Genomic DNA, 21,667 nt, shown 5'->3' with positions numbered 1-21,667 from the left:
AGTCATGACCCTGCAATTACAAACGAACGCCCGCTGGGGCAGCGTTGTTAACCCACCCACTTGCGCGCATTGCGCCACAGCTGCATCCACGGGCTGAATTCGCTCTTGTCCAAGCTGGTCCAGCTCATCTGCACGTTGCGGAACACACGCTCGGGGTGCGGCATCATGGCGGTGAAGCGGCCGTCTGCGGTGGTGACCGCGGTCAGGCCACCGGCGCTGCCATTCGGGTTGAACGGATACGCTTCGGTCGCTGCACCAGTGTTGTCCACATAGCGCATGGCGGCGATGGCCGTATCGGCGTTGCCACGGTACTTGAAGTTGGCGTAGCCCTCGCCGTGTGCCACCGCAATCGGCAGGCGCATACCGGCCAAGTCGGTGAAGAACAAAGACGGGGACTCCAGCACTTCCACCAGCGAGAGGCGCGCTTCAAAGCGCTCGCTCTGGTTGGTGGTGAAGCGTGGCCAGTCTTGCGCGCCGGGGATGATGTCGGCCAGCTCGGCAAACATCTGGCAGCCGTTGCACACGCCCAAGCCGAAAGTGTCCTGGCGGGCAAAGAAGGCCTTGAACTGCTCAGACAGCACGTCGTTGAACGTGATGCTGCGCGCCCAGCCGATGCCGGCACCCAAGGTGTCGCCATAGCTGAAGCCGCCGCAAGCGACCACGCCCTTAAAGTCCTGCAGTTTGGCGCGGCCGGTTTGCAGATCGGTCATGTGCACGTCGTAGGCCTCAAAGCCCGCTTCAGTAAATGCATAGGCCATTTCCACGTGGGAATTGACGCCCTGCTCGCGCAGCACCGCCACCTTGGGGCGGCTCGTGAGGATGGCAGGCGCTCCTGTTTTGATAGCTGCTTGCGCATATTCCACGAGCGCCAGGGCCTTGTTGGGCATGTAAACATGCATGCCGGGGTCATTTTCCGCGCCAGCGGCTGCGTGTTCCGCATCGGCACACACCGGGTTGTCGCGCTGCTGGGCAATTTTCCAGCTCACGGCGTCCCACACCTGGTGCAAGTCGGCCAATTTGGCGCTGAAGATGCTCTTCGCGTCACGCCAGATTTGCAGCTCGCCTTTGCCAGCATCGATGCCGTCAGAGGCAGGACGGGTCTTGCCGATGAAGTGGCTGAACTTGGACAGGCCGTGTTCGCGCAGCGTAGCCATCACTTCGGAGCGCTCGGCCGTGCGCACCTGCAGCACCACACCCAGCTCTTCGCTGAACAGAGCCTTGAGCGTGGCTTCTTCACGGCGGGCACCTACCTGCCCTGCCCAGTTTTTGCTGTCGCCCACGTCCATGCGGCTGTCAGAAATGCCGTCACCCTCGGTGACTAGCATGTCCACGTTCAGGGCCACACCCACTCGGCCGGCAAAGGCCATTTCGGCCACCGTCGCCAGAAGACCACCATCGCCACGGTCGTGGTAAGCCAGCACCTGACCCTTGGCGCGCAGTGCATTCACCGCGTTGACCAGGTTCACCAGGTCTTTGGCGTCGTCCAGATCCGGCACCTTGTCGCCAACCTGGTCCAGGGTCTGCGCCAGGATGCTCGCGGCCATGCGGTGCTGGCCCTTGCCCAGGTCGACCAACACCAATGTGGTGTCCTCGGTCGCGTTGAGCTGGGGCGTCAGCGTGCCGCGCACGTCTTGCAAGGTGGCGAAGCCGCTCACGATCAGCGAGACGGGGGATGTGACTTTCTTGTCCTTGCCGTCGTCCTTCCACTGGGTGCGCATGGACAAGGAGTCCTTGCCCACAGGGATGGAGATCCCGAGCGCCGGGCACAGCTCCATGCCGACCGCCTTCACGGTGGCGTACAGCGCCGCGTCTTCACCGGCTTCGCCGCAAGCCGCCATCCAGTTGGCGGACAGCTTGACGCGCGGCAGCTCAATCGGCGCAGCCAGCAGGTTGGTAATGGCTTCTGCCACGGCCATGCGGCCCGACGCAGGCGCGTTGAGCGCGGCCAGCGGCGTGCGCTCGCCCATGGACATGGCTTCGCCGGCAAAGCCCTTGAAGTCGGCCAGCGTCACGGCACAGTCCGCCACCGGCACTTGCCAGGGGCCAACCATCTGATCCCGGTGGGTCAGGCCGCCCACGGTGCGATCACCGATGGTGATCAGGAAGCGCTTGGAGGCCACCGTGGGGTGCGCCAGCACGTCGATGACGGCTTTTTGCAAATCCACGCCGGTCAGGTCCAGCGGCTTGAACTGGCGAGCCACGGTCTTCACATCGCGGTGCATCTTGGGCGGCTTGCCCAATAGCACGTTCATAGGCATATCTACGGGGGACTCAGCGCCCTCGTCCACCAATTGCAGCTGGCGCTCCTCAGTGGCCACACCAATCACCGCGAACGGGCAACGCTCGCGTTCGCACAGCGCTTCAAACGTGGCCAGCGACTCAGGGGCGATGGCCAGGACGTAACGCTCCTGGCTTTCGTTGCACCAGATCTCCTTGGGTGCCATACCGGACTCTTCGAGCTTCACTGCGCGCAGGTCGAAGCGTGCACCGCGACCTGCGTCGTTGGTCAGCTCGGGGAAGGCGTTGGACAAGCCGCCGGCGCCCACGTCGTGAATGGCCAAAATGGGGTTCTGCTCGCCCTGCATCCAGCACTGGTTGATCACCTCTTGGGCGCGGCGTTCGATTTCGGGGTTACCACGCTGCACCGAGTCAAAGTCGAGCTCAGCAGCGTTCGCACCCGTGGCCATGGAGCTGGCTGCACTGCCGCCCATGCCGATGCGCATGCCCGGGCCGCCCAGCTGAATCAACAGGCTGCCGGCGGGGAATTCAATCTTGTGGGTCTGGTCCGCATCGATGATGCCCAGACCACCTGCGATCATGATGGGCTTGTGGTAGCCGCGTGCCACGGTGTCGACATCGCTGGCCACGGTTTGCTCATATTCCCGGAAGTAGCCCAACAGGTTGGGCCGGCCAAATTCGTTGTTGAAGGCTGCGCCCCCCAGCGGGCCTTCGACCATGATTTGCAAAGGGCTGGCAATGTGCTCAGGCTTGCCCAGCGTGCTGCCCCACAGCTTGGAGACCGTGAAGCCGGTCAGGCCTGCCTTGGGCTTGGAGCCACGGCCGGTCGCACCTTCGTCACGGATTTCGCCGCCGGCACCCGTAGAGGCTCCGGGGAATGGGGAGATCGCGGTCGGGTGGTTGTGGGTTTCCACCTTCATCAGGATATGGTTGGTCTTGCTATGCTTTTCGTAGCTTGGCGCGCTCACTGCACCTGCGCCAGTGGCCGATTTGGCTGTAAAGCGCTCAACCTGCACGCCTTCCATCACCGAGGCGTTGTCCGAGTAAGCCACCAGCATGTACTGCGGGTGCAACTGGTGCGTGTTGCGGATCATGCCGAACATGCTCTTGTCCTGCGCCACGCCGTCGATGGTGAACTGGGCGTTGAAGATTTTGTGGCGGCAGTGCTCGCTGTTGGCCTGCGCGAACATCATCAGCTCCACGTCGGTGGGGTTGCGGCCCAGCGCGGTGAAGGCGTTCACCAGGTAGTCAATCTCATCAGCGGCCAGGGCGAGACCGAATTGCGTGTTGGCTTTTACCAAGGCATCTTTGCCGCCACCCAACACGTCCACATGGTCCATGGGCGCGGGTTGCAGGGCATTGAACAGCTCTTGCGCTTGGGCGCGGTCCAACATGGCGCTCTCGGTCATGCGGTCATGCAGCAGCCCTGCTACAGCCTGCAGTTGCTCGGGCGTCAAGGCCCCCTTGCTCAGCAGGCCGTTCTTCAAGGTCAGGCGGTACTCCACCAGACGCTCTACACGCTTCACGGCCAAGCCGCAGTTGTGGGCGATGTCGGTCGCTTTGGACGCCCAGGGGCTCACGGTGCCAAAACGGGGGCTCACCACAATCGTCGGGCCTTCCGACGGGCCTGCATACGGGTCGCCATAGGTCAGCAGCGCGGCCAGCTTGTCGGCCAGGGGCTTGTCCAGCGGCGCTTCAGTGGCGGCCAGGTGCACAAAACGGGCAGCAATGCCGGAAATCTTGTCGCTCACGCCGTGCAAGGCGGGCAGGAGTTGTTGAACGCGGAAATTGCTCAGGGCGTTACCGCCCTCGAAAGAGGTGATGTGCAGGGTCACTGTGGTGGCCTTGTAATGGACTGGAGCGTTGGGGAGTGGTGATCCACACACGGCCGCTGACTGGGGACGCGCATGGAAGCTCCGGATTTTACCCGCCAGCGCGGCCGGCTTTTCCCCACGGGCCCGCCAGATGCTGACGGATGGGATAATCCTGCCCCATGACTATCACTTACAAAGACGCCCAAGGCATTGCCGGCATGCGCATCGCGGGCAAACTGGCCTCCGAAGTACTGGACTACCTCACGCCTTTCGTGAAACCCGGCGTGACGACCAACGAGCTCGACAAGCTGGCCCACGACTACATCACCCAGGTGCAGGGCGCCATTCCTGCGCCTCTCAATTACACCGGTGGCGGTAACACGCCCTACCCCAAGTCCATCTGCACCTCGGTGAATCAGCAGGTGTGTCATGGCATTCCCAACGACAAGCAGCTGAAGAAAGGCGACATCGTCAACATCGACGTCACTGTCATCAAAGACACTTGGCACGGCGATACCAGCCGCATGTTTTTGGTGGGCGACTGCTCCATCGCAGCCAAGCGCCTGTGCTCCATCACGTATGAAGCCATGTGGGTGGGCATTCAGATGGTCAAGCCCGGTGTCCATCTGGGGGATATTGGCCACGCCATCCAGAAATTTGCCGAAGGCAAGGGTTTCAGCGTGGTGCGCGAGTTTTGCGGCCATGGCATCGGCCAGGTCTTTCACGAAGAGCCCCAGGTGCTGCACTACGGCCGCCCCGGCACGCTGGAAAAGCTCAAGGAAGGCATGACCTTCACCATCGAGCCCATGATCAATGCCGGTGGCAAAGACATCAAAGACGGCCCGGAAAAAGACGGCTGGAGCATCGTCACCAAGGACCGCTCCTTGTCCGCCCAGTGGGAGCACACTGTGCTGGTCACCCCCACCGGCTACGAGGTGCTCACCCTGTCGGCCGGCAGCCCGGCAACGCCCGACTTTGTGACAGCCTGACAGGCTCCCATGACCGAGCTGCAAGCCCTGCGCACCGACTACCGGGCACGCAAAGCCCGGCTGCTGGAACACGTCGCCTCCCCCAAAGCCACTGCGCGGCTGGTGCGCAAGGTGCTGCTGCAAATGGCAGATCTCACCGATGACGTACTGCGCAAGCTCTGGGAGGGCGCAGGCTTGGGCGAGCCCCATGCGCTGTTAGCTGTGGGCGGCTATGGCCGCGCTGAGCTGTTTCCGCACTCGGATGTGGATGTGCTGGTCTTGCTGCCGGATGGCTACTCTGCAGAGACCGACAGTGTGCTGAAGAAGCGCATTGAAGTGTTTATCGGTAACTGCTGGGATGTGGGTCTGGAAATCGGCTCCAGCGTGCGCACGGTGTCGGACTGCTTGTCCGAAGCCGACAAGGACGTCACCGTGCAAACCGCGCTGCTGGAGTGCCGTCGCATCACCGGCAACGCCGCACTGGTGCAAGAGTTCAAGGCTGCGTTCACCCGGGCACTGGACCCCAAAGCCTTTTTTGTGGCCAAGACCTTGGAGCTGCGCCAGCGCCACACCAAGTTTGAAGACACACCCTACTCCCTGGAGCCCAACTGTAAAGAGTCTCCCGGCGGGCTGCGTGATTTGCAGGTGATTTTGTGGGTCGCCAAGGCGGCCGGCTATGGCGACAACTGGGCGGATCTGGCCCGGGGAGGCTTGGCCACGGAATTCGAAGTGAAGCAAATTGAGCGCAACGAAGCGCTGCTGCTGCTCATACGCGCCAAACTGCACTTTGTGGCCAAGCGGCGTGAAGACCGGCTGATTTTCGACTTGCAAACCAGTGTGGCCGAGTCCTTCGGCTACACGGCCAGCGCGCCGGAAGGCGACCGCAAGCAGTTGGTGCGGGCCAGTGAAGCGCTCATGAAGCGCTACTACTGGGCAGCCAAGGCCGTGACGCAGCTCAACCAGATTTTGTTGATGAATATTGAGGAGCGGCTCAACCCCTCCACCCATGCGCCACGGCGCATCAATGACCACTTCAACGACAAAGCCGGCATGATCGATGTGGCGAGCGACGACCTGTACCGCCGCAACCCGCACGCGATTCTGGAAACCTTTCTGGTCTACCAGACCACGGTGGGCGTCAAAGGCCTGTCGGCCCGCACCTTGCGCGCGCTTTACAACGCCCGTGATCTGATGAATGCCAGCTACCGGCGCGATCCGGTCAACCGCGCCACCTTCCTGAAGATCATGCAGGCGCCCGACGGCATCACCCACGCCATGCGGCTGATGAACCAGACCTCGGTGCTGGGCCGCTACTTGTGGGTGTTCCGCAAAATCGTGGGGCAGATGCAGCACGACCTGTTCCATGTGTACACCGTGGACCAGCACATCCTGATGGTGCTGCGCAATGCGCGCCGCTTCTTCATGGTGGAGCACGCCCACGAGTACCCGTTTTGCTCACAACTCGCTTCCGGCTGGGACAAGCCGTGGATTTTGTACATCGCCGCCTTGTTCCATGACATCGCCAAAGGCCGGGGCGGAGACCACTCCGAACTGGGCATTGTGGAAGCACGCCGCTTCTGTAAAGACCACGGCGTGCCGGTGGAGGATACCAAGCTGATTGAGTTTCTGGTGGGCGAACACCTGACCATGAGCCGCATCGCACAGAAGTCTGACTTGTCCGACCCCGATGTGATCCGCGCATTCGCACAGCGTGTGGGCAATGAGCGTTACCTCACCGCGCTCTACCTGCTCACCGTGTCCGACATCCGCGGAACCAGCCCCAAGGTGTGGAATGCCTGGAAAGGCAAGCTGCTGGAAGACCTTTACAAGTACACCGCACGCGCGCTGGGCGGACGCGCACCGGATACCGATGCGGAGGTGGAACTGCGCAAGCGCGAAGCGCTGGTCATGATCGCACTTTATGCCCTGCCCTTTGAGGCGCACAAACCTTTGTGGGACACGCTGGATGTGGGCTACTTCATGCGCCACGATGCCGGAGATATCGCCTGGCACACCAAGCAACTCTCCCGCCTGGTGGGTACCGAGCAACCCATTGTGCGGGCACGGCGCTCCCCGGTCGGTGAAGGCTTGCAAGTGCTGGTCTACACCCAGGACCAGCCGGACCTGTTTGCCCGCATCTGCGGCTACTTTGACCAGGGCGGCTTCAGCATTCTGGACGCACGCATCCACACCACCAAGCAAGGCTATGCGCTGGACACCTTTCAGGTGGTCACCACGGCCGACATGGACGAGCACTACCGCGAAATCACCAGCCTGCTGGAAAACGGACTGGCACAAGCCATTGCCGAAGCAGGCCCGCTGCCCGCCCCGAGCCGGGGCCGGGTGTCGCGCCGGGTGAAGAGCTTTCCGATTGCGCCGCGTGTTTCGCTCAAGCCCGATGAAAAAGCGCAGCGCTGGTTGCTCAATATTTCGGCCAGTGACCGTTTGGGCTTGCTCTACAGCATCGCCCGGGTGCTGGCGCGCCACCAGATCGTGGTGCAACTCGCCAAAGTTGCCACCTTGGGCGAGCGGGTGGAAGACACCTTTCTGATCCACGGGGCGCAATTGCAACACAACCGGGCGCAAATCGACATCGAAACCGAAATATTGGACGCCCTCGCGTCCTGACCGCCATGCCCGCTACCGAAATTACCGTGACTGCGGCCGGCATGGTGGCCGGCAAAGAACTGCTGATTCCCACCGGCCAGCAGTTTGAGACCTTGCCCCACATTCAAGACTGGGTGACTGCGCAGTTGAGCGCCAAAAAGCCTGTGAAAGACGTGAGCAACCAGGTGCTGGTCAAAGGCATCAAGCAATGGGCTGCGTACGAGCGCAAGGCAGGCGGCAAGCGCGTCCTCACCGTGTTCAAAATCACCTGAGGGCTGCCTGCCCCAAGCCTCAGTCGTCTTCTGCTGCCGCGATACCCGGAAATAACACCTCGGTGTAGCCGAATTGGCTGAAGTCGCGCATGCGCATGGGGTAGAGCTTGCCCCAGAGGTGGTCACATTCGTGCTGCACGACCCGGGCGTGAAAGCCCTCCACCGTGCGGTCAATCGGGTCGCCATACGGGTCAAACCCGGTGTAGCGGATGCGCGACCACCGCGGCACCTTGCCCCGCAAACCGGGCACAGACAAGCAGCCCTCCCAGTCGCTTTCTTCGTCCTCACCTAGCGGGGTGATGACCGGATTGCAGAGCACCGTGGGTGGAACGATGGGGCGGTCCGGGTAACGGGGGTTGCGGTCGTGGGAGCCAAAAATTACCACCTGCAGGTCTACACCGATCTGCGGCGCTGCCAAGCCGGCCCCATTGGCAGCACGCATGGTGTCCAGCAGGTCGGTGATCAGCAGGTGCAGTGCATCGCTGTCAAAGTCCACCACGGGCTGCGCCGTACGCAGCAGGCGTGGGTCGCCCATTTTGAGGATGTCTCGCACGGTCATTTCAGTAACTCCAGCAGGCCGGCCTCATCCAGCACCGGCACCCCCAACTCTTGGGCTTTGTCCAGCTTGCTGCCGGCTTCCGCACCGGCAACCACGTAGTGGGTTTTCTTGCTGACCGAGCCACTGACTTTTCCGCCGGCCGCTTCAATCAGGTCCTTGGCCGCATCCCGCCCCAAAGTGGGCAAGGTGCCGGTGAGCACCAGGGTCTTGCCGGCCAAGGGCTTGGGGCCGGCGTCGGCAGGAGCCCCCTCGGGCCAGGTGACGCCGCAGGCGCGCAATTGCTCCACCACTTCCCGGTTGTGCGGCTGGGCGAAAAAGGTGTGCAAGCTCTTGGCCACGATAGGGCCTACGTCGCTAACGCCAGTCAGGGCCTCCTCAGAGGCATCCATGATGGCATCCAGGGTGCCGAAGTGGCGCACCAACTCCTTCGCAGTGGCTTCTCCCACGTGGCGAATACCGAGCCCAAACAAGAAACGAGGCAAAGTGGTTTGCTTGGATTTTTCCAGCGCGGCCACGATGTTCTGCGCCGATTTCTCGGCCATGCGGTCCAGCGCGGCCAAAGTGCTCAGGCCCAGTTTGTACAGATCGGGCAGCGTGCGGATGGTGTTGCTCTCCACCAGCTGGTCCACCAACTTTTCGCCTAGGCCCTCCACCTCCACCGCACGGCGCTGCGCGTAGTGGAGGATGGCCTGCTTGCGCTGGGCCGGGCAAAACAGACCGCCGCTGCAACGGTGATTCATCTCAGTCTTCTCGCGCACCACGGCGCTACCGCAAATGGGGCAGCTACGGGGCATACGGAAGTTGGGCACATAAGCCGGGCGGGTTGCCACCACGATGCCCACCACCTCAGGAATCACATCGCCCGCACGGCGAACAATCGCCCTATCCCCCACCCGCACCCGTTTGCGCCGCAGCTCAAACAAGTTGTGCAGCGTGGCGTTGGACACCGTGGTTCCCCCCACAAACACCGGGTCGAGGCGCGCCACCGGCGTGAGTTTGCCGGTGCGGCCGACCTGCACATCAATGCCCAGCACCTTGGTAATTTGCTCTTGGGCCGGGTATTTGTGCGCCACGGCCCAGCGTGGCTCGCGGGTGATAAAACCCAGCTGGCGCTGCAAAGCCAGGCTGTTGACCTTGTAAACCACGCCGTCAATGTCGTAGGGCAGCTGGTCACGTGCAGCGCCGATACGCTGGTGGTACGCTATTAATTCAGGAGCACCTCGCGCAATATCCACCTGCGCTGCAACCGGAAAACCCCATGATTTGAGCGTTTGCAGCATGGCGTAATGCGTACTAAATGCCGGGCCGCCCTGCTCTGTCGGTGTTACCTCGCCCAGGCCATAGGCAAAAAAGCTCAAAGGGCGCTGGGCGGCAATGCCGGGGTCGAGCTGGCGCACCGCACCGGCAGCGGCATTTCGCGGGTTCACAAAGGTTTTTTCACCCTTCTCGCGCTGCTTTTCATTCATCGCCTCGAAATCGTCGCGGCGCATGTACACCTCGCCACGCACCTCCAGCACGGCGGGTACGCCCGCTGGCAGCTTGAGGGGAATCTGTCCGATCGTGCGGATGTTTTGGGTCACATCCTCGCCGTACTCGCCGTCCCCGCGCGTAGCGGCCTGCACCAGCACGCCCTGCTCGTAACGCAGGCTCATGGCCAGGCCGTCGAATTTGAGTTCGGCCACGTACTCCACGGGTGCATCGCCCGCGTCCAGCTCTAGCTCTTTGCGCACCCGGGCGTCAAAGGCCTCCGCGCCGGTGGACTCGGTGTCGGTCTCGGTGCGGATGCTCAGCATGGGCACGACATGGCGCACGGTGGCAAAGGCATCCAGCGGCTTGCCACCCACGCGCTGGGTCGGCGAATCGGGTGTCAACCATTCCGGGTGGGCGGTCTCCAGCGCCTGCAACTCCTGGAACAGGCGGTCGTACTCGGCGTCCGGCACCACCGGCGCATCCAGCACGTAGTAGGCATGGCCGTAGGCATGCAGCCATTCGCGCAAAGCCTGCACCCGTTGGTGGGCAGCACTATCCGGCTGTGCCGGCTCGGATGAAAACAAGTCCAGCGTAGCCATAAAACCTAAAAAATTTAACTGAAGAGGCGGCGGGCAATCGGGGAGCCGGCGGCGATGTCCCGCTGCTCCAGGGTGTCGTAGAGCACCTGCAAGTCAGCGGCAATGATGTCCATGGTCTGGGCAGGCAAGGGCTGGCCGTTGTCATCGGTGACCACGCCTTCCATGGCCGTGGCGAGCGCATCGGCCGTTTCACGCATGCGTTCAAACGGACGCTCAGCCCGGTCGACCTGTGCCACATCCAGGTGCAAAGACAGTTCGCGGATAGCGCTCTGCGCCGGATCGTCCGCTAGGGCGGCCTGGGAATCAAAACCGAGCACTAGCACAGGCGGCAGCCCTTCTACCGACGCGGGCAGCACCATGCGACCAGGGATGACCCCGGCCACAAAGCCCAAACGGGCCGCATTCTGATGGATGTAGCCGGGGCTCCAGGATGCATTGCGGGCCCGAATGGTGAAGCCCAGCTGGGCATCGTGGGCGCTAGCAAAGTGGTCCAGCTCGCGGGCGCGCGCCACTTCGTCCAGCATTTCAGGGAATTCCGGGGTGGCGTTGATGGCATCAGCAAACGCCTGCGTTTTCACCACGAACTCGGAATATTCAATCTCGTTGAGCGCGCCCGAGCGGTTGGCCAGCTGCACGCCGGCTTGAAAACCACCGTAGCGCTGGCTGGGGGCAGGCACTTCCCACACCATCGATTGCAGGTTATAGCCCTCTACCGAGAAGGGCTTGGTCCCTGCGCGGCGGGTGCTGGGCATGGCGGCCAACGCGGCCTCGCCAGACACGGCAGGCGTAGCCGGGTCCAGCGCTACCGTGGCGATCACGTCAATCAGCGAGTCCATGGCCGGCCGTGCCGGCGGGCGTGGCAGGTTGAAGGCGGGCGTTTCTGCATCCACCTCGGTCAACACCGGCTCCAAAGGTGCCTCATCCCCCACAGGCTCTTGTTGTGGCAAGGCCTGGCGCGGCGCATTGCGACGCGAAGACCAAGCTCCGTGGGCAACCACCGCCGCCAGCACCACGCCACCTGCGATGGCCAATCCGATTTGTAAATTACTCATGTTGGTTTTGCTTGTGCGGTGTTCAGGCGAGTTCGGCCAGGCTGACGGCGGACTCCATGTCCACCGCCACGATGCGCGACACGCCCTGCTCTTGCATGGTGACACCGATCAATTGTTCTGCCATTTCCATGGCGATCTTGTTGTGACTGATAAACAGGAACTGGGTTCCCTTGCTCATGCTGGCCACCAATTTGGCATAGCGCTCGGTGTTGGCGTCGTCCAGCGGCGCATCCACCTCATCGAGCAAACAAAATGGCGCGGGGTTGAGCTGGAAGATGGCAAACACCAAGGCAATCGCGGTGAGCGCTTTTTCGCCGCCCGAAAGCAAGTGGATGGTCTGGTTCTTCTTGCCTGGCGGCTGCGCAATCACTTGCACGCCGGAGTCCAGAATTTCATCCCCCGTGATCACCAAGCGCGCATTGCCGCCGCCGAACAGCTCAGGGAACATGCGGCCGAAATGCGCATTCACCTGGTCAAAGGTGCCGGACAACAGCTCGCGGGTTTCTGCATCAATCTTGCGGATGGCGTCTTCCAGCGTGTTCATGGCCTGGGTCAGGTCCACGTTTTGCATGTCCAGGAATTGCTTGCGCTCACGAGCCGCAGTCAGCTCTTCCAATGCCGCCAAGTTCACGGCGCCCAGCGCGGCGATCTCGCGGTTCAAACGGTCGATATCGCCCTGCATGCCGAACAGGCGCACATTGCCGTCTTTGATGCTTTGCTCAATGGCGGCCAAGTCCGCTTGGGCATCGGCAAGTTGGGCTTCAAACTGCTCAAATCCGAGGCGGGCGGCTTGTTCTTTCAGCTGAAACTCGGTGATGCGCTGGCGGAGCGGATCGAGCTCACGCTCCAGTTGCAAGCGGCGTTCATCGCTGGCGCGCAGCTTGGCAGTCAAGTCGTCGTACTCGCTGCGCTTGGCCCCCAAAGCCTGTTCACGCTCCAGCTTCAACGCCAAGGCATTTTGCAAACCCGCTTGCGCCGCAGCGTCGGTGAGCCGGGTCAACTCGTCCTGGGCGCGCTGCTCTTCAGCCTGAATGCTTTGATTTTGCTGAATGGCAGTTTCAATCGACCGGGCCAACTCCGCATTGCGAGCCTGCAAACTGCGCTGGGCAAACACGGCCTCCTGGGCCTGGCGCTCCAGGCTGCGTTGCTGCTCACGGCATTGGCTGAGCTTGTTTTGCACCTCGATCACCCGCTCGTCCAGCTGGGCATGGCGCTCCTGGCTGTCTGCCAGCTGCATGTCCAGCGACTCGAAGCGGGCCTCGGCCTCTACGCGGCGCTCCTGCAGGTCGTCCAGTTGGGTATCCACCTCGGCCATGTCGGCCTCAATCTGGGCGCTGCGTGCACGCATTTGCTCCAGCATTTGCGACAAGCGCAGCGTTTCCACCTGCAGCTCATGCACACGGCTTTGGCTCTCGGCGGCCTCACGGCGCGCACTCACCAGGCGTTGCGCACTCTCAGCATAGGAGCTCTCCGCGCGGCTCAGCGCCACACGGGATTCGTCAGCAATCAGAACCTGGGCACGCAGTTGCTTTTCCAGGTTTTCAATTTCCTGGGCACGCGCCAGCAAACCGGCCTGCTCGGAGTCCTGGGCATAAAAGCTCACACTGTGGGCGGTGACCACATGCCCACTTTTGACGTAAATGCTCTCCCCGGCCTGCAACTTGTCGCGCTGGGCCAAGGCGTCTTCAAAACTGGAGGCGGTGTAGCAGCCCTGCAGCCACTCCGTGAGCACTGCCTTTTGCCCAGCATCGTGCACCCGCAACAAGTCGGCCAGGCGCGGGAATGCGGCCGCACGCTCCGGTGCCGAGGCGGGTGACGGGCTGTAAAACGCCAATTTGGCCGGCGGAGCATCCACCGCAAATGCGCGCAGCATGTCCAGGCGGGAGACTTCCAGCGCCCCCAAGCGCTCGCGCAGTGCGCCTTCGAGTGCGTTTTCCCAGCCTTGCTCGATATGGATGCGGCTCCACAGCCCCTGCAAATGGTCCAAGCCATGCTTGGCCAGCCAAGGTTGCAGCTTGCCGTCGGTTTTGACTTTTTCCTGCAAAGCCTTCAGCGCCTCCAGGCGTGCCGACAAATCGGCCTGCTTGGACGACTCTGCGTTCACATGGAGCTGCTGCTCCTTGCGGGCCTCGTCCAGCTGGGGCACCGACTCCTGCAAATCCTGCAAGCGGGCCTCGGCAACTGCATTGTTTTCTTGTGCCACGTCCAATTGCTCTTGCAGATGGAGTAAGCGCGCCTCGTCCGGGGCCGACAAGGCATTGCGGTCGGCCAGCAGCCTGTCACGGCGGGTGCCGAGTTGCCGGCTTTGCTCCTCAATGCCGCGTTGCTCGGCAGCCAAGACCTGAATCTGCTGCTGCACCTGCGCCACCAGCCCGCGCTGCTCATTGGCAGTGCTTTGGGCTTTGACCAAGGCGTCTTCGAGGTCCGGCAATTGCTGGGCCTGCTCTTCCACCTGCGCCGCCAGGAGTTCGGTCTGCTCTTCGCCCATGGCTGCCAGCTCGGCAAGGCGCTCTATTTCAGCCTGGGCATCGTCTTTGCGGGTAGCCCACTGGGCGATTTGTTCTTTCAGGGTGATCAGGCGCTGCTCGACCCGCTGGCGCCCCTCCACCACAAAACGGATTTCGGCTTCCAGACGGCCCACGTCCGTGCTGGCCTCGTACAACAGGCCCTGCGCCTGGTTGACCTGGTCACCGGCCGCGTAGTGCGCCTGGCGCACAGTTTCCAAATCTGCCTCGATGTGGCGCAAATCCGCCATACGCGCTTCCAGGGCATTGACGGCGGCCAGCCCTTCGGATTGCACTTTGGCCTGGTCTGCCAGTGCCTCGGCGCGCTTCAAGAACCATTGCTGGTGTTGTTTCAGCGTGACTTCGGCTTGCAGGGCGTTGTACTTCTGCGCGACCTCGGCTTGCTTCTCCAAGCGCTCCAGGTTGGTGCCCAGCTCACGCAGGATGTCTTCCACGCGGGTAAGGTTTTCGCGGGTGTCCGAAAGACGGTTTTCGGTTTCGCGGCGGCGCTCTTTGTATTTGGAGACGCCCGCGGCTTCTTCGAGAAACAAGCGCAACTCTTCCGGCTTGGATTCGATGATGCGGGAAATGGTGCCCTGCCCGATGATGGCGTAGGCCCGGGGGCCGAGGCCGGTGCCCAGAAACACGTCCTGCACGTCGCGGCGGCGTACCGGTTGGTTGTTGATGAAGTAGCTGCTGGTGCCGTCGCGGGTCAGCACTCGCTTGACCGCGATTTCGCCAAACTGGCCCCACTGCCCGCCGGCGCGGTGGTCTGCATTGTCAAACACCAACTCCACACTGCTACGGCTGGCGGGCTTGCGGGTGGTGGTGCCGTTAAAAATCACGTCCTGCATGGACTCGCCGCGCAACTCGCTGGCTTTGCTTTCGCCCAACACCCAGCGCACTGCATCCATGATGTTGGATTTGCCGCACCCGTTCGGCCCCACCACGCCGACCAGCTGACCGGGCAGCAGGAAGTTGGTGGGTTCGGCAAAGGACTTGAAGCCGGAGAGCTTGATGGAGTTAAGACGCACAGGAAAACGTAGACGAAGCTAAGTAGTTGATTTTATTGAAGTTTGCCCCTCTGGAGCGGCACTGCGACAGCGGGGAATCATACCGTGCACCCCCGGCCCTCCCTGCGCAACCCCTGAGAGACGCTAAGTGCCGAGCGCCGCCTCGATTTTTTGGCCCAAGGTCTGCCAGTTCGGGGGCTTCACGATGTAGCCCTGCACCCCGAGCAAAACGACTTGAGACACGGTGGCGGAACTGGCATCTGCCGTCAAAAAAATCACCGGTGTTCGCGACACCAGGGAGTTGCCGTGGCCCCGCAAGGTCTCCACCAGCTCCACGCCACCCATGGGTTGCATGTGCACATCGGTAATCACGATATCGGGGCGCAACTCCACCATGCGGGCCAGTGCGGAAGACCCATCGGCAAAGGCAAAAATGTCCTGGATACCCAATCGACGCAAACAGGCCATCACGAATGCCTGCATGGTCTTGTCGTCTTCCACCACGAAGACGCGGGTTTGCAACAGCCCCATGCAGAACCGTCAGGCCGGCGCGCCCAGGTAGCGGGCCACCTCGGCCTCAAACACCCTCAACTCAGGCGCCAGCAAGGCATAGGCGGCACCTACCGTGGGGGCGTCCCCCTTTTTGCTCATCTGCTCCACCTCAGACACCCGGGCGTACAAGTCCGGAGTGCAAAAAATGGGAATAAAGCCTTTGAGCGGGTGCAGCAGGTGGTTGGCACCGGTCACATCCCCTTGGGCCAACAGGTTGGCAATGGCCGGCACATCGCGCTGCAAGGAGTCCAACACCATGGGCAGCATTTCGCGCAGAGCGCCTTCGTCCCCAATCTGCTCCAAGGCGCCGGCGATATTCAGGTATTGCGGGGAATCGCCTTGGGGCGCAGCTGCTGACATGGAGGACTCCTGATAAACAAGCGGTGCAGCCCCTGGGGGCCGCGGACCCCTGAGTTTAACGACGACTCAGGGATAATGCCTCCCCATGAACCCGAATTTGTCACGCCTGCAGGCGTACCCGTTTGAGCGCCTGCGCCAGTTGTTTGCCGGTGTGGTGCCCAACCCCGCTTTCAGTCCCATCAGCCTGGGCATTGGCGAGCCACGCCATCCGACACCCCAACTCATCAAGGATGCGTATTGCCACGCCATCCAGTCCGGCGACAGTGGTTTGGCCAGTTACCCGGCAACGGCCGGAGATGTGAAGCTGCGCCAATCCATGGTGAACTGGGTCCAGCGCCGCTACGGTCTGGCACTGGATGTCGCCACCCAGGTCTTGCCCATCAACGGTTCCCGCGAAGCTTTGTTTGCGTTTGCGCAAACGGTGATCAACCCCGCAGCGCAAGCAGGCACCGTGCAAGTGGTGTGCCCTAACCCGTTTTACCAAATTTACGAAGGTGCAGCCCTCCTGAGTGGCGCGCAGCCTTACTTTGTGCCCTCGGTGCCTGCGCGCAACTTTGCGCAAGACTGGGACAGCGTGCCCGAAAGCGTGTGGGCCGCCACCCAGCTGATGTATGTGTGCTCCCCGGGTAACCCGGCAGGGGCCGTGATGCCCTTGTCCGAGTGGGACAAGCTGTTTGCATTGAGCGACCAGCACGGCTTCGTGATTGCCTCGGACGAGTGCTACAGCGAGATTTACTTCCGCGACGAAGCGCCCTTGGGCGGCCTGGAAGCCGCTGCCAAACTGGGCCGCACCGACTTTAAAAACCTGGTGTCCTTCACCAGCCTGTCCAAGCGCAGCAATGTGCCCGGCATGCGCAGCGGCTTTTGTGCCGGCGATGCCCATTGGATCAAGCAGTTTCTGCTGTACCGCACCTACCACGGCAGCGCCATGAGCCCGGTGGTGCAGGCTGCCAGCATCGCGGCGTGGGATGACGAGGTCCACGTAGTGGATAACCGCGCCAAGTACCGCACCAAATTTGCGCAGGTCACCCCCCTGTTGGCCGAGGTGATGGATGTCACCCTGCCAGATGCCGGCTTTTACTTGTGGGCGGATATTCAAGGCAGCGACACGGAGTTCGCCCGCGACCTGCTCGCTCAATACAATGTGACGGTGCTACCCGGCAGCTATCTGGCACGCGAAGCCCACGGCCACAACCCCGGTGCCGGCCGCATTCGCATGGCCTTGGTCGCCGAAACCGACGAATGCCTGGAAGCCGTGCAGCGCATCGTTCAATTTGTCAAAGGTCGCAACGCGTAAAGCGCTGCCCCACCCCGCTATTCACCCACTTACTACCCTGAAGAAACCATGAGCCAACAACTGCAAACTGTGATCGAAGCCGCGTGGGAAGACCGCGCCAACATCTCCGTCGCCTCAGCCTCCGCCGAAGTGTGTGATGCCGTGGAACATGTGCTCAACGAACTGGACGCCGGCCGCCTGCGCGTGGCAACCCGTGAAGGCGTGGGCCAGTGGACGACCCACCAGTGGATCAAGAAGGCCGTGCTGCTGAGCTTCCGCCTGAAGGACAACGAAATCATCCAGTCCGGCGACCTGGGCTTTTACGACAAGGTGCCCACCAAGTTTGCCGGCATGAGCGCCGAAGCCCTGAAGGCCACCGGTGTGCGCGTGGTGCCGCCCGCTGTGGCGCGTCGCGGCAGCTTCCAGGGAAAGGGCGTGATCCTGATGCCGTCTTACTGCAACATCGGCTCCTTCGTGGACGAAGGCACCATGGTCGACACTTGGGCCACCGTGGGCTCCTGCGCACAAATCGGCAAGCATGTGCACTTGTCCGGCGGCGTAGGCATTGGCGGTGTGCTGGAACCCATGCAAGCAGGCCCCACCATCATTGAAGACAACTGCTTTGTGGGCGCGCGCTCCGAAGTGGTTGAAGGCGTGATCGTGGAAGAGAACTCGGTCATCTCCATGGGCGTGTACATCGGCCAGAGCACCCCGATTTATGACCGCGCGACCGACACCGTGAGCTACGGCCGCGTGCCGGCCGGCTCGGTGGTGGTGAGCGGCAGCCTGCCCAAGGGCGATGGCAAATACAGCATGTACGCTGCCATCATCGTCAAGAAGGTGGACGCCAAGACGCGCTCGACCACCAGCTTGAACGACCTGCTGCGCGACTAAGCACGGCACCCCCGGGAGGCAGCCATGGCGACGACCACACCCCAAGCATCCGGCACGATGGAGCGCATTCTTCGCTTGATGAGCGAGAAGAAGGCCTCCGATGTGTACCTGTCCGCACACGCGCCGGCGCTGATCAAAATCAATGGCCAGTGTGTGCCGATCAACAGCCAGGTGCTGCCGTCTGACGCTCCCAAAAACCTGCTGGCCGAGGTGCTGACCCCGCGCCACTTGGAGGAGCTGGAGCAGACCGGGGAACTCAACATCGGCTTTCCCTTGGCGGGTGTGGGCCGCTTCCGGGTGAGCGCCATGCGCCAGCGGGGCACGATTGCAGCGGTGATTCGCTACATCAGCGTGGATGTGCCGCCGCTCAACAGCCTGCAGTTGCCGGAGGTGCTCTCAGACCTGATCATGGAGAAGCGTGGTCTGATCCTGATGGTGGGGGCCACCGGCGCGGGCAAGAGCACCACGCTGGCGTCCATGCTGGACTACCGCAATGAAAACATCTCCGGGCACATCCTGACCATCGAGGACCCGGTGGAATTCTTGTTCAAAAACAAGCGCTCGGTCGTCAACCAGCGTGAGGTAGGGACCGACACCGAGTCCCTGCATATTGCCCTCAAGAACGCCCTGCGCCAGGCTCCGGATGTGATTCTGATCGGCGAAATCCGCGACCAGGAAACCATGTCGGCAGCCATTGCCTACGCCCAATCCGGGCACCTCTGCCTGGCCACCATGCACGCCAACAACAGCTACCAGGCGTTGAACCGGATTTTGAGTTTTTATCCGGTAGAGGTGCGCCCCACCATGCTCGGTGACCTGGCCGCTGCACTGCGTGCCATCGTCTCGCAACGCCTGTTGCGCACGACCTCGGGCTTGCGCACACCGGCGGCCGAGGTGCTGCTCAACACGAAGCTGACCGCCGAGCTGATTGAAAAAGGCGACTTCTCCGGCATCCGGGAGTCCATGGAGCAGTCCATGGCAGAGGGCTCGCAAACCTTTGAGCACGACATTGCTCGCCTGATCAAAGACGGCCTGGTGGACCGCAAAGAAGGCTTGGCCCACGCCGACTCGCCCACTAACCTGATGTGGCGCCTGCAAAACGACTTCAGCCGCACCGCCAAGGCGGCTGCGGTACCGGAGGAGGATGACGAAGCCTCCTTCACCGAAATTACCCTGGACGTGAAACACTGATGACAGCGACCCTGCAGCTCACCGAGCAGCTGATCTCCATGGCCTCGGTCACACCGCTCGACGGTGGCTGCCAGGCCCTGATTGCCGACCGCTTGCGCCCCTTGGGCTTTGTGTGCGAAACCATAGAAAGCGGCCCGGCAGACTTCCGCGTCACCAATTTATGGGCAAAACGGGCTGTAGCGCCCGTAGATAGTGCGCAAGCCGCTCCTGAAAAAGTAGCAAAAACACTGGTTTTCGCTGGCCATACCGACGTGGTCCCGACCGGCCCTGTGCAACAGTGGGACAGCGCCCCCTTTGTGCCGACCCACAGGGACGGCAAGCTCTTCGGCCGTGGCGCCAGCGACATGAAAACCTCGCTGGCCGCCTTTGTGGTGGCGATTGAAGAATTTATCGCCGCGCACCCCGCTCCAGCGCTGAATATCGCCTTGCTGCTCACCAGCGACGAGGAAGGCCCTGCGCTGGACGGCACCGTGGTGGTATGCCAGCAGTTGCAAGCGCGTGGCGAGGTGCTGGACTACTGCATCGTCGGCGAGCCCACCTCGGTGGAGCGCACGGGCGACATGATCAAAAACGGCCGCCGCGGCACCATGAGCGGCAAGCTCACGGTCAAGGGCGTGCAAGGTCATATTGCCTACCCGCACTTGGCTAAAAACCCCATCCATTTGGCGGCGCCCGCGCTGGCGGAGCTGGTGGGCATTGAGTGGGACAAGGGCAACGACTTTTTCCCGCCCACCACCTGGCAGGTGAGTAACATCCACGGCGGCACCGGCGCGAGCAACGTGATCCCGGGGCAGGTGGTGATTGACTTCAACTTCCGCTTCTCCACCGAATCCACCCCGGACAGCCTGCAAAAGCGTCTGGCAAGTGTGCTGGCCAAACATGAGCTGGACTACGACCTCGCATGGACCATAGGCGGCCTGCCCTTTTTGACCACGCCCGGCCCGCTGGTCGATGCGGTGCGGGATGCCATCCGCGCAGAAACCGGACTGGAAACTCAGCTCTCCACCACCGGCGGCACCAGCGATGGGCGCTTTATCGCGCAGGTGTGCCCCCAGGTGATCGAATTGGGCCCGCCCAACGCCACCATCCACAAGATCAACGAACATGTGAAGCTCGCCGATATCGAGCCTCTGAAAAACATTTACCGCCGGGTACTTGAGAACCTGAACCAGGCGGCACGCGCATGAATCTGAAAGAACTGGTCTCAGAGGCCACCGCACAGCTCACCGCAGCCGGTGTGTCCTTCGGCCACGGCACCACCAACGCAGCAGACGAGGCGGCTTGGCTGGTGTTGCACGCGCTGGGTTTGCCGCTGGACACGCCGCTCTCTGATGACGATTCAGAGTCAAAAAGACTTGTAGCGCCCGAGGAGTATGCGCAAGCAGCTACGCTTTTAGGAGCGCGCATCAGCACCCGCAAGCCTGCGGCCTACCTGACAAACGAGGCCTGGTTGCAAGGCGTGCCGTTTTATGTGGATGAGCGGGTCATCGTGCCGCGCTCGCTGATTGCCGAGTTGCTGGTGGATGGCAACATCGACTACTGGCTCACGGAGAGCACCCACCGCGTGCTGGACCTGTGTACTGGCAACGGCAGCCTGGGCATTCTGGCCGCCATGGTCTATCCGGATGTGGCGGTGACTGGCGCTGATATCTCTGCGGATGCGCTAGCCGTCGCCCGCATCAATGTGGACAAGCACCAGTTGCAGGACCGGGTGCAGCTCATTGAATCCGATGGTTTGCAATCGGTGCCGGGCATGTTCGATCTGATTCTGTGCAACCCGCCCTACGTGAATGCTCAAAGCATGGCCGCCCTGCCCGCTGAGTATTTGGCAGAGCCTTTTATTGCGTTGGACGGCAACCAAGCCGGCGGTACGGGCGATGGCATGGACTTCATCCGGAGCCTGTTGAAGGCCGTGCCTGCGCATCTCGCCGATGGCGGGGTGTTGGTGCTCGAAATTGGAAATGAACGCGCCTTCTTTGAGGCGGCGTTTCCGGAGTTGGAAGTGGTGTGGTTGGAAACCAGTGCCGGAGAAGATCAGGTGTTGCTGGTGACCAAAGAGGCGTTGTTGCTTTAGCGCCTTTCTTGTCGGGCCTTGGTGCTGGGCTCGCAGCGGACGCAGGGTATGGGGCTCCGTTCGTGTCCCCCGCCCTTTGGGCTCCTCCTTGACCTCACTGCGCCCCACACCCTACGCCCGCTGCTGCGAACGAGTGTTTCTGGATGCACGCAATCAAGCCACTTCGGGCTGGTGGATGGGGTGTCCGGTAGCAGGCGCTGTTTGCGGTTGCCACAGAGCAAGCC

The 21,667-nt window shown here is 62.2% G+C and carries 15 protein-coding genes; 8 read left to right on the top strand and 7 right to left on the bottom strand.

The genetic code is table 11. The features are described 5' to 3' along the window. Window positions 1–47 precede the first annotated feature (47 nt). Window positions 48–4,073 (bottom strand): phosphoribosylformylglycinamidine synthase, encoded by a 4,026-nt coding sequence (purL, locus tag FDM28_RS11875; RefSeq protein WP_138515398.1) that lies wholly within the window; start codon window positions 4,071–4,073, stop codon window positions 48–50. A gap of 158 nt (window positions 4,074–4,231) precedes the next feature. On the opposite strand from purL, the gene map reads away from it, so the two are divergent. From map to FDM28_RS11860, 3 genes are read left to right on the top strand one after another with little or no spacing between them, the layout of a single operon-like run. Then, complete coding sequence (gene map / locus FDM28_RS11870; protein WP_138515397.1) at window positions 4,232–5,041, top strand: type I methionyl aminopeptidase; 810 nt, start codon at window positions 4,232–4,234, stop codon at window positions 5,039–5,041. 9 nt (window positions 5,042–5,050) lie between these two features. After that, a complete protein-coding gene (locus tag FDM28_RS11865) occupies window positions 5,051–7,648 on the top strand; it encodes a [protein-PII] uridylyltransferase (RefSeq protein ID WP_138515396.1) in 2,598 nt (865 codons plus the stop codon). 5 nt (window positions 7,649–7,653) lie between these two features. Next, window positions 7,654–7,899 carry a hypothetical protein gene (locus FDM28_RS11860; RefSeq protein ID WP_138515395.1) on the top strand — a complete coding sequence of 82 codons (246 nt, stop codon included), beginning with the start codon at window positions 7,654–7,656 and terminating at the stop codon, window positions 7,897–7,899. Window positions 7,900–7,918: 19 nt separating this feature from the next. Here FDM28_RS11860 and def read toward each other — a convergent pair whose 3' ends face one another. The 6 genes from def to FDM28_RS11830 form a co-directional block, all read right to left on the bottom strand. Then, the gene (gene def, locus FDM28_RS11855; RefSeq protein ID WP_138515394.1) at window positions 7,919–8,458 is read right to left on the bottom strand and encodes a peptide deformylase; all 540 of its coding nucleotides are present in this window, start codon (window positions 8,456–8,458) and stop codon (window positions 7,919–7,921) included. Then, the gene (ligA, locus tag FDM28_RS11850; RefSeq protein WP_138515393.1) at window positions 8,455–10,527 is read right to left on the bottom strand and encodes an NAD-dependent DNA ligase LigA; all 2,073 of its coding nucleotides are present in this window, start codon (window positions 10,525–10,527) and stop codon (window positions 8,455–8,457) included. Before ligA ends, def begins: the two co-directional genes overlap by 4 nt. Before the next feature lie 14 nt (window positions 10,528–10,541). Continuing rightward, on the bottom strand, window positions 10,542–11,579 hold the full coding sequence (locus FDM28_RS11845; protein WP_138515392.1) for a cell division protein ZipA C-terminal FtsZ-binding domain-containing protein: 1,038 nt from the start codon (window positions 11,577–11,579) through the stop codon (window positions 10,542–10,544). A gap of 22 nt (window positions 11,580–11,601) precedes the next feature. Next, the gene (smc, locus tag FDM28_RS11840; RefSeq protein ID WP_138515391.1) at window positions 11,602–15,117 is read right to left on the bottom strand and encodes a chromosome segregation protein SMC; all 3,516 of its coding nucleotides are present in this window, start codon (window positions 15,115–15,117) and stop codon (window positions 11,602–11,604) included. Between the two features lie 123 nt (window positions 15,118–15,240). Continuing rightward, window positions 15,241–15,627 carry a response regulator gene (locus tag FDM28_RS11835; RefSeq protein WP_138515390.1) on the bottom strand — a complete coding sequence of 129 codons (387 nt, stop codon included), beginning with the start codon at window positions 15,625–15,627 and terminating at the stop codon, window positions 15,241–15,243. Between the two features lie 9 nt (window positions 15,628–15,636). Next, window positions 15,637–16,008, bottom strand: a complete 372-nt coding sequence (locus FDM28_RS11830) for an Hpt domain-containing protein (protein ID WP_138515389.1) — start codon at window positions 16,006–16,008, stop codon at window positions 15,637–15,639. 85 nt (window positions 16,009–16,093) lie between these two features. Here FDM28_RS11830 and dapC point away from each other — a divergent pair, with 85 nt between their 5' ends. Genes dapC through prmB form a run of 5 tightly spaced genes read left to right on the top strand, consistent with a single transcriptional unit; the run spans window position 16,094 to window position 21,443 of the window. Continuing rightward, a complete protein-coding gene (gene dapC / locus FDM28_RS11825; RefSeq protein WP_138515388.1) occupies window positions 16,094–17,305 on the top strand; it encodes a succinyldiaminopimelate transaminase in 1,212 nt (403 codons plus the stop codon). Window positions 17,306–17,353: 48 nt separating this feature from the next. Beyond that, window positions 17,354–18,178 (top strand): 2,3,4,5-tetrahydropyridine-2,6-dicarboxylate N-succinyltransferase, encoded by an 825-nt coding sequence (gene dapD / locus FDM28_RS11820; protein WP_138515387.1) that lies wholly within the window; start codon window positions 17,354–17,356, stop codon window positions 18,176–18,178. Between the two features lie 24 nt (window positions 18,179–18,202). Beyond that, window positions 18,203–19,369 carry a PilT/PilU family type 4a pilus ATPase gene (locus tag FDM28_RS11815; RefSeq protein ID WP_138515386.1) on the top strand — a complete coding sequence of 389 codons (1,167 nt, stop codon included), beginning with the start codon at window positions 18,203–18,205 and terminating at the stop codon, window positions 19,367–19,369. Then, a complete protein-coding gene (gene dapE, locus FDM28_RS11810) occupies window positions 19,369–20,556 on the top strand; it encodes a succinyl-diaminopimelate desuccinylase (RefSeq protein WP_138515385.1) in 1,188 nt (395 codons plus the stop codon). Before FDM28_RS11815 ends, dapE begins: the two co-directional genes overlap by 1 nt. Then, window positions 20,553–21,443, top strand: coding sequence for a 50S ribosomal protein L3 N(5)-glutamine methyltransferase (prmB, locus tag FDM28_RS11805; RefSeq protein WP_138515384.1), 891 nt, complete (start codon window positions 20,553–20,555; stop codon window positions 21,441–21,443). Before dapE ends, prmB begins: the two co-directional genes overlap by 4 nt. The last annotated feature ends 224 nt before the right edge of the window (window positions 21,444–21,667 follow it).

Source organism: Rhodoferax bucti, from assembly GCF_005876985.1.
GTDB lineage: Bacteria > Pseudomonadota > Gammaproteobacteria > Burkholderiales > Burkholderiaceae_C > Allorhodoferax > Allorhodoferax bucti.
Note: the sequence above shows the minus strand (reverse complement) of the source record. Positions and strands in the feature narration are given on the sequence as shown.

What these genes read in the sequence shown, in the direction of transcription:
- map (WP_138515397.1), top strand. Translation starts at nt 4,232, where the DNA reads ATGACTATCACTTACAAAGACGCCCAAGGCATTGCCGGCATGCGCATC.
- FDM28_RS11865 (WP_138515396.1), top strand. Translation starts at nt 5,051, where the DNA reads ATGACCGAGCTGCAAGCCCTGCGCACCGACTACCGGGCACGCAAAGCC.
- FDM28_RS11860 (WP_138515395.1), top strand. Translation starts at nt 7,654, where the DNA reads ATGCCCGCTACCGAAATTACCGTGACTGCGGCCGGCATGGTGGCCGGC.
- def (WP_138515394.1), bottom strand. Translation starts at nt 8,458, where the DNA reads ATGACCGTGCGAGACATCCTCAAAATGGGCGACCCACGCCTGCTGCGT.
- ligA (WP_138515393.1), bottom strand. Translation starts at nt 10,527, where the DNA reads ATGGCTACGCTGGACTTGTTTTCATCCGAGCCGGCACAGCCGGATAGT.
- FDM28_RS11845 (WP_138515392.1), bottom strand. Translation starts at nt 11,579, where the DNA reads ATGAGTAATTTACAAATCGGATTGGCCATCGCAGGTGGCGTGGTGCTG.
- FDM28_RS11835 (WP_138515390.1), bottom strand. Translation starts at nt 15,627, where the DNA reads ATGGGGCTGTTGCAAACCCGCGTCTTCGTGGTGGAAGACGACAAGACC.
- FDM28_RS11830 (WP_138515389.1), bottom strand. Translation starts at nt 16,008, where the DNA reads ATGTCAGCAGCTGCGCCCCAAGGCGATTCCCCGCAATACCTGAATATC.
- dapC (WP_138515388.1), top strand. Translation starts at nt 16,094, where the DNA reads ATGAACCCGAATTTGTCACGCCTGCAGGCGTACCCGTTTGAGCGCCTG.
- dapD (WP_138515387.1), top strand. Translation starts at nt 17,354, where the DNA reads ATGAGCCAACAACTGCAAACTGTGATCGAAGCCGCGTGGGAAGACCGC.
- FDM28_RS11815 (WP_138515386.1), top strand. Translation starts at nt 18,203, where the DNA reads ATGGCGACGACCACACCCCAAGCATCCGGCACGATGGAGCGCATTCTT.
- dapE (WP_138515385.1), top strand. Translation starts at nt 19,369, where the DNA reads ATGACAGCGACCCTGCAGCTCACCGAGCAGCTGATCTCCATGGCCTCG.
- prmB (WP_138515384.1), top strand. Translation starts at nt 20,553, where the DNA reads ATGAATCTGAAAGAACTGGTCTCAGAGGCCACCGCACAGCTCACCGCA.